Source organism: Bradyrhizobium sp. OK095 (assembly GCF_900109945.1).
Lineage (GTDB): Bacteria > Pseudomonadota > Alphaproteobacteria > Rhizobiales > Xanthobacteraceae > Bradyrhizobium.
Genome location: NZ_FOBX01000030.1, coordinates 1 through 13,675, shown reverse-complemented (window position 1 = coordinate 13,675; position 13,675 = coordinate 1). Strand labels below are relative to the sequence as shown.

Here is a 13,675-nt window from a genome sequence, read left to right as displayed (position 1 = left end):
CGCAGCCGACCAAATCATGAACGAGTGTTACCCATCGATCCGGTCTGTTTTGTTACCCATCCATCCGCTGGACAGCGAAGCGCCGGATGAGGGGTATCTATCCACGAACGCGACAAGCAGTTTCGCGCGCGGAGAGAGACCCCTCACCCGTCTCGCCGCTACGCGGCGAGCCACCCTCTCCCACAAGGGGCGAGGGTGCACCGTCAACGCCGCGCGAAAATTCAGCTCAACCAGAACTTCGGCGTCGCCCTCTCAAGCCGGCAGCTTACGCGCACTGACGTGATGCGGTCACAGACTAAAACTCGAGAGCAGCCAACTTATTCAAGAACGGCAACACCGCCCGCTCAAACGTCGGAGGCTTGAAGCCCTTGTACTCCCGCACGATCATCGCCCTGGCAGCTGCCGGATCCGGCTTGCTGTTCGGCGGCGGCTCGGGATTTTTGTCTGACCGAATGAAATCCGGCGCCGTGCCCGGCAATTTGTACAGGTTGAAGTCGCTTCGGCGCGTCGCAAAGTCGGCCTGCAGGTAACCCTCCGCCATCATTGCGCTGGCTGGCGCCAGATAGAACCCATCTTCGCGATATCGGCCAAGCACCGAAAAGGTCCTGGAGCCTTTCGCGACATCGACGAACTGATGGCTCAGGCGAACCAGTTCGATATCGTTGCCGCCGGCCCTGATGTGGACGCGGCGCAGGGGAAGCTCTGCGGCATCTTGCGTCACGACGCTGACGAGCACGAGCACATGCTTTGCCATCGCGGCATACTCTTCGGAAGTCATCGGCCAAGCAAAATCGATCGCCGAGCCTCGCGCCGCCTTGGGCACCACTCGGCCCGTCTCGTTGGCGGACTTCTCCAGACGTTCCGAGATATCGGCAGGAGACACGGTCCCTCGCATCGACGGTCGTGGCTTGCTCATGATCTGCGCGAGCGCGTTATTCGACAGCAGCAGCAACAGCAGGACGACGACGAGTCTTGGCACCACGGACTCCCGAGGAAATTCAGGAATGCATCCAGAATGTGGGTTTGGTCGGCTCCAGCCTTCCACCCACGCGCACCGGCGCAATCTTCAGCGCAAGTCCCGTCGCGTCGTCCGTCTCCACGGCCACACCGCTCAGCGTCGCCGCACCCGCCGCCGGCTCGAACCGTCCCGACGGAATCCCCGACGTGAATCTCCGCAGCGGTTCTTCCTTCTGCATGCCGATGATGGAGTCGTAATCGCCGGTCATGCCGGCGTCGGTCATGTAGGCGGTGCCGCCTGACAGGATCTGGTGGTCTGCCGTCGGGACATGCGTGTGGGTGCCGACGACGAGGCTGGCGCGGCCGTCGCAGAAGTAGCCGATGCCCTGCTTCTCGCTGCTCGCCTCGCAATGGAAATCGACCACGATGGCATCGGCGGCAACGCCGAGCGGACAGGCGCCGAGCTCGCGCTCCAGTGCTGCAAAGGGATCGTCGAACGGGGTCATGAAGACGCGGCCCAAAGCGTTGACGACGAGCGCGTGCTTGCCGTTCTTGGTCTCGACCAAAGCGGCGCCGCGGCCGGGCGTGCCGCGCGGATAGTTTGCGGGACGCACCAGGCGCTCGGCGCGCTCGATGAACACCAGGGCCTCACGCTGGTCCCAGGAATGATTGCCGAGCGTCACCGCATCGGCGCCGGCATCGAGAAACTCCTGGTAGATCGCTTCCGTGATGCCAAAGCCGCCGGCGGAATTCTCGCCATTGACGACGACGAAATCGAGCGACCAGTCCCTGACCATGCCCGGCAGATATTCCGCGATGGCGTTGCGGCCGCTGCGGCCGACGACATCACCCACGAAGAGAATGCGCAACTTCAGAACTCCGGAAATCAAAAACGTCGGATTCCGTTAGCACATAATCCAGCGCCACGTCGTGGGCTAGTGCGGGAACGGCCTGGATCTCTTGCGCTGCAAAAGCGAGCCCGATGCCGACGATCTGCTTGGTCTTGCGCAGGTGCGCGAAGGTGAAATCGTAATGCCCCGCGCCATAGCCGATGCGGTGGCCGAGACGGTCGAACGCGGCGAGCGGCGTCAGCATGATGTCGGGGATGACCTCGCTTGCTGCCGGCGACGGCTCGGGAATGCCGAGCGGGCCGAGCATCAGGCGGTCGTTCGGATGGAAGATGCGGAAGATCAGCGACTGGCCCCGCGCGGTCACGCAAGGCAGCGCCAGCGTGGCGCCCTCCTCCGCGAGCTTCTTCAGCAGCGGCATCGGATCGATCTCGCTGCGGATCGGCGAGTAGCCGGAGACGATGCTGCCGGGCAGCAGATTGAACGGCAGCCCGCGCTTGGCGAGCTTTGTCGCAGCCGCGGTGCGCTTCTTTTCGCTCAGCGCGTCACGCGCCGCGAGGGCTTTGGCACGGAGTTCGGCTTTGGTGTTGGTCATGCGCGCTTGCTCCGCCGTCATCACCCGCCTTGTGCGCCCTTGCGCACTGGGGCGGGAGATCCAGTATTCCAGAGACGCCAGTGCTTGAACCTCGACGCCGCGGCGTACTGGATGCCCCGCCCCCCGTGCGCAATTGCGCACTCGGCGGGGCATGACACCGAGAATAAATCGGACCGCCGGTTGTCGTGGACGCAATTAGACAGGAACGTATCGCCAGAAAGCCGAGTGCGAAGCCGCGGACGCCGTTGAAGCACTCGATCCCGGAGTTCCCTACGAAAGTAGGTGGGCACCATATGACCGAGCCCACGGGCCCGGCCAGGGACAGTTCCCTTAAGGATCGATAAGGCCCCGGGGATATTATGGCTCCGGACGCGCGTCGCAGCCTCGCTTGGGCAATGTAACAACGATACTGACGAATCGCCAGCCCAACCGGCGGCCCGCCCGAAATCAGCCGATCGCGATGCCGTTGCCGACGGTCCGGTTCAGGACCTGGGCCGACTTCTCGATGCGTGCGGCGGCCGAATTCAGCGCGTTCACCACCGCCGTCTGCGTCAGCCTGGCGCGCTCGACGGCGGCGTTGCGGAAATCCCTGAGCTCGGTCAATTCCTGCTCCATGGTGCGGATGCGGTTGCCGGAATCGACCAGCTCGTCGCAGACGGTCAGCGCCGCCATCACGGTCAGGCGCGCATCGCCGATCTCGCCGAATTTTCCACGCAGCGACTGAATCCGCGTCTCCAGGCCTTCGGCGAGCTTGAGCAGCCGCACCTCCTGGCCCTCTTCGCAGGCCATGCGGTATTGCCGGGCGTTGATGGTGACGTTGATGTGGCTCATCCGTCCTCTCCGGTATCGAGCACCGAGCGTATCGTGACGATTGCGGAATCCAGCCGGTCGGAGATCTCGCGATTGGTGCGCTCGAGCTTGCGCGACTTCATCAGCGCGCCGTCGAGCTCATCGGCGAGCCGCGAGCGGTCCGCGCCCAGCGCCTGAATTCGTGCCGCAAGCTCGTTCTCGTCGCGATCAGCATCGCGCCGTCGCTCGACCGCGCTTTCGAGCGCGTCGAGTGCCGCCATGAGCCTGCGGGTCGCGATCTCGATCTCGACGGCCGAGGACTCCGTCATGGCAGAGCTGTTGGAAACGCGATCGTTCATGCAGTCAGCGGCGGAACCTGTGGCCTTGCCCGTGGACCGTACCTTGGGCTTTTCCTGGTGCTTGCCGTCCGGCAAAAGACTCGGTTCGGCAAGCGGTTAGAAGCAGAAGTTTACGTGGCAAGCTAGCCTAGCGCAACGCCGCCGCGAAACTATGCACTGCTAAGCAACTTTTACGGCCAAACCGGCGTTTGATTGCCTTGGCCTGCCGGAACCGAGATGCTATCCCAGCCGCGACTTTCAGTGGCCGAAAGGCTCCTTTCCGCGCGGGCGCAATCCACCGCCAAGCGCCTCATTCCAGACGGATTTCAGACATGACGCAGGTCGATCCCAATCGTATGGCCAACGCGATCCGCGGCCTCGCAATGGACGCTGTCGAGAAGGCGAAATCGGGCCATCCAGGCCTGCCGATGGGCGCCGCCGATATGGCGACGGTGCTGTTCACGCAATTCCTGAAATTCGACGCCGCTGCAATCAATTGGCCCGACCGCGACCGCTTCGTGCTGTCCGCCGGCCACGGTTCGATGCTGCTCTATGCGCTGCTGTATCTCACCGGCAATGCCGACATGACGCTGGACCAGCTCAAGCAGTTCCGCCAGCTCGGCTCGCTGACGCCGGGCCACCCTGAGAACTTCCACACCAAGGGCATCGAGACCACCACCGGCCCGCTCGGCCAGGGCATTTCGACCGCGGTCGGCATGGCGCTCGCCGAGAAGATGCTCGCCGCCGAGTTCGGCAAGAAGATCGTCGACCACCACACCTACGTGCTCGCCTCCGACGGCGACCTGATGGAAGGCGTGTCGCAGGAAGCGATCGCGATGGCCGGGCACTGGAAGCTCAACAAGATGATCGTCCTCTACGACGACAACGGCATCTCGATCGACGGCCCGACCTCGATCTCCGATTCCGTCGACCAGGTGAAGCGCTTCAAGGCGTGCGGCTGGGCCGCCGAGAAGATCGACGGCCACGACCAGGCCGCGATCGCGGCCGCCATCACCCGTGCGAAGAAATCCAGCAAGCCGACGCTGATCGCCTGCCGCACCACCATCGGCTTCGGCGCGCCGCACAAGGCCGGCACGGCGAAGGCGCATGGCGAAGCGCTCGGCCCCGACGAGCTCAAGGCGGCAAAAGAAAATCTCGGCATCTCGCTCGAGCCGTTCTCGGTGCCCGACGACGTGCTGAAGGCCTGGCGCGCGGCCGGCAGCCGCGGTGCTGTGGCGCGCCAGGAATGGGAAGGACGGCTCGGCGAGCTCGGCAGCCGCAAGCGCGCCGAATTCGAGCGCCGCCTGCGCCATGAGCGTCCGGCCTCGCTTACCAAGGCGGTCCGCGCGTACAAGAAGGAGCTGCTGGAAAAGCCGATGAATGCGGCCACCCGCAAATCCTCGGAGGCGGTGATCGAAGTGATCGCCGGCGCGATGCCGATGGAATTTCTTGCGGGCTCCGCCGACCTCACCGGCTCCAACAACAACAAGGCGAAGTCGGCGACCGGCTTCTCCGCCAAGACGCCGAAAGGCCGCTTCATCCATTACGGCATCCGCGAGCACGGCATGGCGGCCGCGATGAACGGCATCTTCCTGCACGGCGGTTTTGCGCCGAACGGTGCGACCTTCCTGGTGTTCACCGACTATGCGCGTCCCGCGATGCGCCTGGCCGCGCTGATGGGTGCCGGCGTCGTCTACGTGATGACGCACGATTCCATCGGCCTCGGCGAGGACGGCCCGACCCATCAGCCGGTCGAGCATCTGGCAGCACTCCGCGCCATTCCCAACATGCGCGTGTTCCGCCCGTGCGATTCCATCGAGACCGCCGAGTGCTGGGAGCTTGCGCTCGCGCGCATCGACGGCCCGACCGTGCTGGTGCTGACGCGTCAGAACCTGCCGCAACTGCGCACCAATGCGCCGAACGAAAGCCCCTGCCAGCAGGGCGCCTACGAGCTGGTCGCGGCCCAGGGCGAGGCCAAGGTGTCGTTGTTCGCGTCCGGCTCCGAGGTCGAGATCGCGGTTGCCGCCCAGAAGCAGCTCGCCGAGCGCGGCATCGCGTCACGGGTGGTCTCGGTGCCCTCGCTCGAGCTTTTGTTAGCGCAACCAGAAGCCAAGCGCGCCGAGATCATCGGCAACGCGCCGGTGAAGGTCGCGATCGAGGCCGCCGTGCGCTGGGGCTGGGATGCCGTGATCGGCCATGATGGCGAATTTATCGGCATGCATTCCTTCGGCGCGAGCGCGCCGGCGAAGGACCTTTACAAGCATTTCGGCATTACCGCCGAGGCTGCGGTTAACGCCGTCCTGAAGCGCGTTTCCTGAGAGTTGAGCTTGCCCGAAAAAAGGACTAGGTAATTCCTCATATGATCAAACCCCGCCCGGCCGAACCGGGCGTCCGCCCTAAAAAACCCTCGCTGACGCGCTAGCTGCGCGTTTGGCGGGATGACAACGGTCATTGAAGGAGACGAAACATGGCAGTCCGCGTTGGTATCAACGGTTTTGGCCGCATCGGTCGCAACATCCTGCGCGCTATCGCCGAGTCCGGCCGCACGGACATCGAGGTCGTCGGCATCAACGATCTCGGCCCGGTCGAGACCAACGCCCATCTGCTCCGTTTCGACAGCGTCCATGGCCGCTTCCCCGGCACCGTCACCGTCGATGGCGACACGATCAGCCTCGGCAAGGGCAAGATCAAGGTGACCGCCGAGCGCGATCCTTCGAAGCTGCCCTGGAAGGATCTCGGCGTCGACATCGCGATGGAATGCACCGGCATCTTCACCTCGAAGGACAAGGCCTCCGCGCATCTCAGCGCCGGCGCCAAGCGCGTTCTCGTTTCTGCGCCCGCCGACGGCGCCGACGCCACCATCGTCTACGGCGTCAACCACGACACGCTGAGCAAGGATCATCTGGTCGTCTCCAACGGAAGCTGCACCACCAACTGCCTCGCGCCGGTTGCGAAGGTCCTGAACGACCTCGTCGGCATCGAGACCGGCTTCATGACCACGATCCACGCCTACACCGGCGACCAGCCGACGCTCGATACGATGCACAAGGATCTCTACCGCGGCCGCGCGGCTGCGATGTCGATGATCCCGACCTCGACCGGCGCCGCCAAGGCGATCGGCCTCGTGCTGCCCGAGCTGAAGGGCAAGCTCGACGGTGTCTCGATCCGCGTGCCGTCCCCGAACGTCTCGGTCATCGACCTCAAGATCATCGCCAAGCGCGCCACCGACGCCAAGGAGATCAACGCGGCGATGAAGCGCGCCTCCGAGCAGCAGCTCAAGGGCATCCTCGGCTACACCAGCGCGCCGAACGTCTCGATCGACTTCAACCACGATCCGCACTCCGCGACCTTCCACGAGGACCAGACCAAGGTCCAGAACGGCACGCTGGTGCGCGTGCTGGCCTGGTATGACAACGAGTGGGGCTTCTCGAACCGCATGGCAGACACCGCCGTCGCGTTCGCGAAGGTGATCTAACTCCGCTCTCGTGTCCCGGACGCGATGCAGCGTGAAACGCTGCTTCGCAGATCCGGGACCCATTTAACCGCGGGACTCGCCGCAAGGTGGGTCCCGGTTCTGCACAGCGGCACTGCGCGCCGCTAGTAGCACCCGGGACAAGGGCCTCCGATGACCAATAAATTCCGCACCCTCGACGACGTCGATTTGAAGGGCAAGCGCGTGTTGCTGCGCGTCGACCTCAACGTGCCCATGGACAACGGCCGCGTCAGCGACGCGACCCGGCTCGAGCGCGTCGCGCCGACCATCACCGAGATCTCGGACAAGGGCGGCAAGGTCATCCTGCTCGCGCATTTCGGCCGGCCGAAGGGACGCGATGCCAAGGACTCGCTTCTGCCCGTTGCGGAGGCGCTGTCGAAGGTCGTGAAGAAGCCGGTTGCGTTTGCCGACGATTGCATCGGCGAGCCCGCAGCCAAGGCCGTGGCGGCAATGAAGGATGGCGACATCCTGTGCCTGGAAAATACCCGCTTCCACAAAGAGGAAGAGAAGAACGATCCCGCTTTCGTCGCAGAGCTCGCAAAGCTCGGCGACATCTGGGTCAATGACGCGTTCTCGGCGGCGCACCGCGCCCACGCCACGACCGAAGGCCTCGGGCACAAGCTGCCGGCCTATGCCGGCCGCACCATGCAGGCCGAGCTGGTCGCGCTGGAGAAGGCGCTGGGCTCACCGGCCAAGCCCGTCATCGCGATCATCGGCGGCGCAAAAGTCTCGACCAAGATCGACCTGCTCGAAAACCTCGTCAGCAAGGTCGACGCGCTGGTGATCGGTGGCGGCATGGCCAACACCTTCCTGCACGCCCAGGGCGTCGGCATCGGCAAGTCGCTGGCCGAGAAGGATCTCGCCCCGACCGCGCTGCGCATCATGGAGAAGGCGGAAGCCGCCAACTGCGCGATCATCCTGCCGGTCGATGCCGTGGTCGCCTATCATTTCGCGGCCAACGCGCCCTCGCATGCCTATGGGCTCGATGCGATCCCGGCCGACGGCATGATCCTCGACGTCGGCCCGCAGTCGATCGCGCGCGTCCATGCGGCGATCGACGACGCCGCGACCTTGGTCTGGAACGGCCCGCTCGGTGCGTTCGAGATGCAGCCCTTCGACCGCGGCACGATGGCCGCCGCCAGGCATGCCGCGGAGCGCACCAAAGCAAAAAAGCTGGTCTCGATCGCGGGCGGCGGCGACACCGTCGCGGCCCTCAACCAGGCCCAGGTGGCCGGTCAATTCACCTATGTCTCGACCGCAGGTGGCGCATTTCTTGAATGGATGGAAGGCAAGCCCCTGCCCGGCGTCGAAGTGCTTCGCACCAAGTAACTTGGCATCAAGTCATTCATCGGCGAACAGCTAGCGGCCTGAAGGGCCCAAACCGGAGAAAAAGACACATGGCTCGGATCACGTTGCGTCAATTGCTCGACCATGCGGCTGAGAACGATTACGGCGTACCGGCCTTCAACATCAACAACATGGAGCAGGCGCTGGCGATCATGGAGGCGGCCAATTCGGTCGACGCGCCCGTCATCATCCAGGCCTCGCGCGGTGCGCGCTCCTACGCCAACGACATCATGCTCAAGCACATGATGGACGCGGTCACCGAGATCTATCCGCACATCCCGGTCTGCGTGCATCTCGACCACGGCAACGGCCCCGACACCTGCATGACCGCGATCCAGGCCGGCTTCACCTCGGTGATGATGGACGGCTCGCTCAAGGCCGACGGCAAGAGCCCGGCCGACTGGACCTACAATGTCGGCGTCACCAAGACCGTGACCGACATGGCCCATCTCGGCGGCATCTCGGTCGAGGGCGAGCTCGGCGTGCTCGGCTCGCTCGAAACCGGCATGGGCGACAAGGAAGACGGCCACGGCGCCGAGGGCAAGCTGAGCCACGACCAGTTGCTGACCAATCCGGACGAGGCAGTAAAATTCGTCCAGGAGACCCAGGTCGACGCGCTCGCGATCGCGATGGGGACCTCGCATGGCGCCTACAAGTTCACGCGCAAGCCTGATGGCGACATCCTCGCCATGAAGGTGATCGAGGAGATCCACCGCAAGCTGCCGAACACCCATCTGGTCATGCACGGCTCCTCGTCGGTGCCGCAGGACCTGCAGGACATCATCAACGCGTTCGGCGGCAAGATGAAGCCGACCTGGGGCGTGCCTGTGTCCGAGATCCAGCGCGGCATCAAGCACGGCGTGCGCAAGATCAACATCGACACCGACAACCGCATGGCCATGACCGGCCAGATCCGCAAGGTGTTCCAGGAGCACCCGGAGGAGTTCGACCCGCGCAAGTATTTGAAGCCCGCGATGGAAGCGATGACCAAGCTGTGCAAGCAGCGGCTCCAGGAGTTCAACACCGCAGGCCAGGCCTCCAAGTTCAAGAAGGTCCTGACCCCCGCCGAGATGGCCAAGCGCTACGCCAAGGGCGAGCTCGCCCCCCGAGTCGCGTAGCGATCGCGCGGTGGCGTGAAGCCCGGCACGCTCTACCGTCTCCCTCGCCCCGCCCTTCGCGGGGAGAGGGCGGGGTGAGGGCTCTCTCCACGAGTTGTGCCCTATCGATAGACCTGTACCCCCTCACCCGGATTTTACGCTGCGCGCAAAATCCGACCTCTCCCCGCAAGCGGGGCGAGGTGAAGGGTCGCCCAGCCGCTCCTTTTCGCCCCAACTGACCTCCCCCTTGACCCTGCGACGAACTTAACTCGGCAATTGCCCGAGAACCGTCTATTTTCACAGGCAAGGGCAGAATCGTTTTGGGAGGACATCTCGATGAATCTGACTGAGCTCAACAGAATCGCGACCGCCATGGTCGCATCAGGCAAGGGCATCCTTGCCGCCGACGAATCCTCCGGCACCATCAAGAAGCGCTTTGACGCGATCGGCGTGGAATCGACCGAAACAAGCCGCCGCGACTATCGCGAAATGCTGTTCCGGTCGAAGGAGGCCATGAGCCAGCACATCTCCGGCGTGATCCTCTATGACGAGACCATCTGGCAGGATGCCAAGGACGGCACCCCATTGGTGAAGCTGATCGAGCAGAGCGGCGCCATTCCCGGCATCAAGGTCGACGAAGGCACGCAAAGCCTGCCGATGTGTCCGGGTGAAACAGTCACCGTCGGCCTCGACAAGCTGGCCGAGCGGCTGAAAAAATATTACGAGCGCGGCGCGCGCTTCGCCAAATGGCGCGCGGTGATCGACATCGGCAGCGGTATTCCCTCGATGACGGCGATCAGCGTCAACGCCCACGCGCTGGCGCGCTACGCTGCGCTGTGCCAGGCCGCGCAGATCGTGCCGATCGTCGAGCCGGAGGTGCTGATGGATGGCGATCACGACATCGACCGCTGCTATGAGGTCACGCAACGTGTGCTCAACAAGACGTTTCAGGAATTGCGCGTGCAGCGGGTCGCGCTCGAGGGCATGGTGCTGAAGCCGAACATGGCGATCTCAGGCAAGAAATGCGCAAAGCAAGCCTCCGTCGAGGAAGTCGCGGAGAAGACGATGCGCCTGCTGAAAGCCTGCGTGCCCGCGGCGGTGCCTGGCATCGCCTTCCTCTCCGGCGGCCAATCGGACGAAGAGGCGACCGCGCATCTCAACGCCATGCACAAGCTCGGCCCGCTGCCCTGGGGCCTGACCTTCTCCTACGGCCGCGCGTTGCAGGCCGCACCGCAGAAGGCCTGGTCCGGCAAGGCCGAGAATGTCGCAGCCGGACAAAACGCATTCAGCCATCGCGCACGCATGAACAGCCTCGCCTCGAGGGGCGAATGGCAAACCAGCCTGGAACAGAAGGCAGCCTAGATCTTGTCGAACAAACCGCCTCCGCCGCGCCCTGCGCCGCGTCTCTATCTCGCGACGCCTGTTGTCGATGATCCCGCAGCACTCCTCGCCGAGCTGCCGGACCTGCTCGCCTCCGCCGACGTTGCCGCCGTGCTGCTGCGGTTGAAGGAGACCGATCAGCGCACCATGATTTCGCGCATCAAGGCCTTCGCGCCGCCGGTGCAGAAGGCCGGCGCAGCGCTGCTCGTCGATGGCTATCCCGAGCTCGTCGCGCGCGGCGGCGCCGATGGGGCGCACCTCCCCGGCATCGCCGCACTGAAAGAGGCGCTGCCATCGCTGAAGCCCGACCGCATCGCCGGCGTCGGCGGGCTGACGACGCGGCACCATTCCATGGATGCGGGCGAGATAGGCGCGGACTATGTACTGTTCGGCGAGCCCGACGCGAAGGGCCAGCGGCCGTCGTCGCAGGCGATTGCCGAGCGGCTGGACTGGTGGGCCGAGTTGTTCGAGCCGCCCTGCGTCGGCTTTGCGACGTCGCTCGAAGAGGCCCACGACTTTGCCGCCAGCGGCGCCGATTTCGTGCTGGTCGGCGAGTTCATCTGGGCCGATCCGCGCGGAGCCAAGGCCGCATTGGTCGAGGCCGACGCTGCGATCAAGAAGGGCTTTGCGGCTGCGCCTGTGGGCCAAGATCGTGTGAGCCAAGATCCTGTAGGTCAAGATCCTGCGGGTGAGGAGCACGGCTAGCGCCCGACATGCAGCTCCCGCGCATCACCATTTTGGCCACGCTGCTGCTCACGGCGCCCGCGGCCGCGCAGCTCCAGATCACGCCGCCGGTGGCAACGCCGAGCGCACCCGCCGAGAAGCAGAAGCCCAAGCCCAAGCCGCCCGCGCCTCCCAAGAAGAAAGAGGCTGCGCCTGCGCCAAAACCTTCGGCCTCTCCCAAGCCGGCGCTGCCCGCGACCGTGATCCCCGCGCCTGCGACCGATGCGCCCGGTGTCGATCTGGTGTTCGGCGCCTACCAGCGCGGCCAGTACAAGACGGCGTTCGACCTCGCCAACGCCCGCGCCGGGACCGGCGATCCCAAGGCGATGACCATGCTGGGCGAGCTCTATTCCAACGCCATGGGCATCCGCCGCGACTACGCCAAGGCGCTCGCATGGTACAAGCGCGCCTCCGACGCCGGCGACCGCGAGGCGATGTTCGCGCTCGCCATGCTGCGCATGTCCGGCCGCGGCGGCCCGGTCGACAAAGGCGAGGCGGTCAAGCTGATGGCCTCCGCTGCCAAGCTCGGCGAGCCCAAGGCGGCCTATAATCTCGCGCTGCTTTATCTGGACGGACAGACCCTGCCGCAGGACGTCAAGCGCGCCGCCGAGCTCTTGCGCCAGGCGGCGGACGCCGGCCTGCCCGAGGCGCAATACGCGCTCGCGACCTTCTACAAGGAAGGCACCGGCGTGCCGAAGGACCCTCAAAAGGCCTCGCAGCTGCTTCAGGCCGCCTCGCTGGCCGACAATGTCGATGCCGAGGTCGAATACGCCATCGCGCTGTTCAACGGCACCGGCACGCCGAAGGACCAGCCGGCGGCCATCGCGCTGCTCCGCAAGGCCTCCCGCCAGGGCAGCGCGATCGCGCAAAACCGGCTGGCCTGGGTGCTGATCAACGGCGCGGGCACGACCGTGGACAAGGTCGAGGGCTTCAAATGGCACCTGGTGGCCAAGACATCCGGCAAGGGCGATCCGGAGCTCGACAAGCAATTGTCCGACCTGCCGGCAGAAGACCGGTCCAAGGCCGAAGCCGCGGCCAGGAAATGGCTCGGGACCAAATGACTTGACCTCAAGGCCCTCGCAGGGCACCCAATCCCTCAAATGGCGCGGTTTTGCGCCCCTCCCCCCCGATCAAGACCAGAGCTCATGCTGTATTCCGCAACTATCAACGTCATGGTCAAGGCCGCGCGCCGCGCCGGCCGCAGCCTCAAGCGCGATCTCGGCGAGATCGAGCATCTCCAGGTCTCGCTCAAGGGGCCGGCTAATTTCGTCTCGCTCGCCGACAAGCGCGCCGAGGAGATCGTCTACCAGGACCTCACCAAGGCCCGGCCCGGCTACGGCTTCATCGGCGAGGAAGGCGGCACGCGAGAAGGCTCCGACAAGAGCCATACCTGGATCGTCGATCCGCTCGACGGCACCACCAACTTCCTGCACGGCATCCCGCAATTCGCGATCTCGATCGGCCTCGTCCGCGAGGGCACGATCATTGCCGGCGTGATCTACAACCCCGCCAATGACGAGCTCTACATCGCCGAGCGCGGCAAGGGCGCCTTCCTCAACGACCAGCGCCTGCGCGTCGCCGGCCGCCGCCAGCTCAACGAATGCGTGGTGGCCTGCGGCCTGCCCCATATCGGCCGCGGCGACCACGAGGAATTCCGCCGCGAGATGACCGCGATCCAGGACCGCGTCGCGGGCTTGCGCCGTTTCGGCGCCGCCTCCCTCGACCTGGCCTTCGTCGCCGCCGGCCGCCTCGACGGCTATTGGGAGCGCAATCTGCAATCCTGGGACATCGCCGCCGGTATGATCATGGTGCGCGAAGCAGGCGGGACGGTGAGCGATATCGCGACGCCGGGGGATGCGCTGGTGACCGGGCACGTGGTGTGCGGGAATGAGTTCGTGCACGGGGAGTTGGTGAAGATTCTGCGGAAGTAGGGGAAATCTGAGCTCTATATCATCAACTCGTTGAAACCTTGCCGACCTTAAATTATGAGTTGCAACTTCGAGACATTTTCAATCACATAACTCGGAATTATGGCTCTAGTTACTTCCGCCTTTGCCCTGGAAGTTTTCGACCGACGGAGGGCTCGCTCCGATCGATTGGCCGAATTC

General features: G+C 64.8%; 13 protein-coding genes and 1 other RNA gene. 8 read left to right on the top strand and 6 right to left on the bottom strand.

What is annotated here, in order from left to right:
- Positions 1-295: 295 nt before the first annotated feature.
- The 6 genes from BMW89_RS36835 to BMW89_RS36810 all read right to left on the bottom strand — a co-directional run bounded on the left by BMW89_RS36835 (position 296) and on the right by BMW89_RS36810 (position 3,548).
- Positions 296-979, bottom strand: coding sequence for a hypothetical protein (locus BMW89_RS36835; protein WP_143062892.1), 684 nt, complete (start codon positions 977-979; stop codon positions 296-298).
- A gap of 19 nt (positions 980-998) precedes the next feature.
- Positions 999-1,826: a TIGR00282 family metallophosphoesterase gene (locus tag BMW89_RS36830; RefSeq protein ID WP_177196587.1), complete on the bottom strand. Its 828-nt coding sequence runs from the start codon at positions 1,824-1,826 to the stop codon at positions 999-1,001.
- Complete coding sequence (locus BMW89_RS36825) at positions 1,804-2,400, bottom strand: 5-formyltetrahydrofolate cyclo-ligase (protein ID WP_092035235.1); 597 nt, start codon at positions 2,398-2,400, stop codon at positions 1,804-1,806. The genes BMW89_RS36830 and BMW89_RS36825 overlap by 23 nt, the downstream gene beginning before the upstream one ends.
- Before the next feature lie 226 nt (positions 2,401-2,626).
- Positions 2,627-2,788: non-coding RNA, 6S RNA (ssrS, locus tag BMW89_RS36820), on the bottom strand.
- Positions 2,789-2,847: 59 nt separating this feature from the next.
- Entirely contained in the window at positions 2,848-3,231 is a 384-nt protein-coding gene (locus BMW89_RS36815) for a cell division protein ZapA (RefSeq protein WP_092035231.1), read from the bottom strand.
- Positions 3,228-3,548, bottom strand: a complete 321-nt coding sequence (locus tag BMW89_RS36810) for a DUF4164 domain-containing protein (RefSeq protein ID WP_164988548.1) — start codon at positions 3,546-3,548, stop codon at positions 3,228-3,230. The genes BMW89_RS36815 and BMW89_RS36810 overlap by 4 nt, the downstream gene beginning before the upstream one ends.
- 302 nt (positions 3,549-3,850) lie before the next feature.
- On the opposite strand from BMW89_RS36810, the gene tkt reads away from it, so the two are divergent.
- The 8 genes from tkt to BMW89_RS36770 all read left to right on the top strand — a co-directional run bounded on the left by tkt (position 3,851) and on the right by BMW89_RS36770 (position 13,498).
- Positions 3,851-5,845: a transketolase gene (tkt, locus tag BMW89_RS36805; RefSeq protein WP_283805345.1), complete on the top strand. Its 1,995-nt coding sequence runs from the start codon at positions 3,851-3,853 to the stop codon at positions 5,843-5,845.
- A gap of 149 nt (positions 5,846-5,994) precedes the next feature.
- Positions 5,995-7,002, top strand: a complete 1,008-nt coding sequence (gene gap / locus BMW89_RS36800; protein ID WP_092035229.1) for a type I glyceraldehyde-3-phosphate dehydrogenase — start codon at positions 5,995-5,997, stop codon at positions 7,000-7,002.
- 150 nt (positions 7,003-7,152) lie between these two features.
- Positions 7,153-8,349, top strand: coding sequence for a phosphoglycerate kinase (locus tag BMW89_RS36795; protein ID WP_092035228.1), 1,197 nt, complete (start codon positions 7,153-7,155; stop codon positions 8,347-8,349).
- Positions 8,350-8,417: 68 nt separating this feature from the next.
- On the top strand, positions 8,418-9,485 hold the full coding sequence (fba, locus tag BMW89_RS36790) for a class II fructose-bisphosphate aldolase (RefSeq protein ID WP_092035227.1): 1,068 nt from the start codon (positions 8,418-8,420) through the stop codon (positions 9,483-9,485).
- A 315-nt stretch (positions 9,486-9,800) separates the two neighbouring features.
- Entirely contained in the window at positions 9,801-10,826 is a 1,026-nt protein-coding gene (locus BMW89_RS36785) for a class I fructose-bisphosphate aldolase (RefSeq protein ID WP_092035226.1), read from the top strand.
- A gap of 3 nt (positions 10,827-10,829) precedes the next feature.
- On the top strand, positions 10,830-11,549 hold the full coding sequence (locus tag BMW89_RS36780) for a thiamine phosphate synthase (protein ID WP_092035225.1): 720 nt from the start codon (positions 10,830-10,832) through the stop codon (positions 11,547-11,549).
- A gap of 8 nt (positions 11,550-11,557) precedes the next feature.
- Positions 11,558-12,628 carry a tetratricopeptide repeat protein gene (locus BMW89_RS36775; RefSeq protein WP_092035224.1) on the top strand — a complete coding sequence of 357 codons (1,071 nt, stop codon included), beginning with the start codon at positions 11,558-11,560 and terminating at the stop codon, positions 12,626-12,628.
- Between the two features lie 84 nt (positions 12,629-12,712).
- Positions 12,713-13,498: an inositol monophosphatase family protein gene (locus BMW89_RS36770; protein WP_092035223.1), complete on the top strand. Its 786-nt coding sequence runs from the start codon at positions 12,713-12,715 to the stop codon at positions 13,496-13,498.
- Positions 13,499-13,675: the final 177 nt, after the last annotated feature.

Excerpts from the sequence above, each read along its gene's own strand:
- BMW89_RS36785 (WP_092035226.1), top strand. The coding sequence starts at position 9,801 with ATGAATCTGACTGAGCTCAACAGAATCGCGACCGCCATGGTCGCATCA.
- BMW89_RS36795 (WP_092035228.1), top strand. The coding sequence starts at position 7,153 with ATGACCAATAAATTCCGCACCCTCGACGACGTCGATTTGAAGGGCAAG.
- BMW89_RS36770 (WP_092035223.1), top strand. The coding sequence starts at position 12,713 with ATGCTGTATTCCGCAACTATCAACGTCATGGTCAAGGCCGCGCGCCGC.
- gap (WP_092035229.1), top strand. The coding sequence starts at position 5,995 with ATGGCAGTCCGCGTTGGTATCAACGGTTTTGGCCGCATCGGTCGCAAC.
- BMW89_RS36815 (WP_092035231.1), bottom strand. The coding sequence starts at position 3,231 with ATGAGCCACATCAACGTCACCATCAACGCCCGGCAATACCGCATGGCC.
- BMW89_RS36825 (WP_092035235.1), bottom strand. The coding sequence starts at position 2,400 with ATGACCAACACCAAAGCCGAACTCCGTGCCAAAGCCCTCGCGGCGCGT.
- BMW89_RS36810 (WP_164988548.1), bottom strand. The coding sequence starts at position 3,548 with ATGAACGATCGCGTTTCCAACAGCTCTGCCATGACGGAGTCCTCGGCC.
- fba (WP_092035227.1), top strand. The coding sequence starts at position 8,418 with ATGGCTCGGATCACGTTGCGTCAATTGCTCGACCATGCGGCTGAGAAC.
- BMW89_RS36775 (WP_092035224.1), top strand. The coding sequence starts at position 11,558 with ATGCAGCTCCCGCGCATCACCATTTTGGCCACGCTGCTGCTCACGGCG.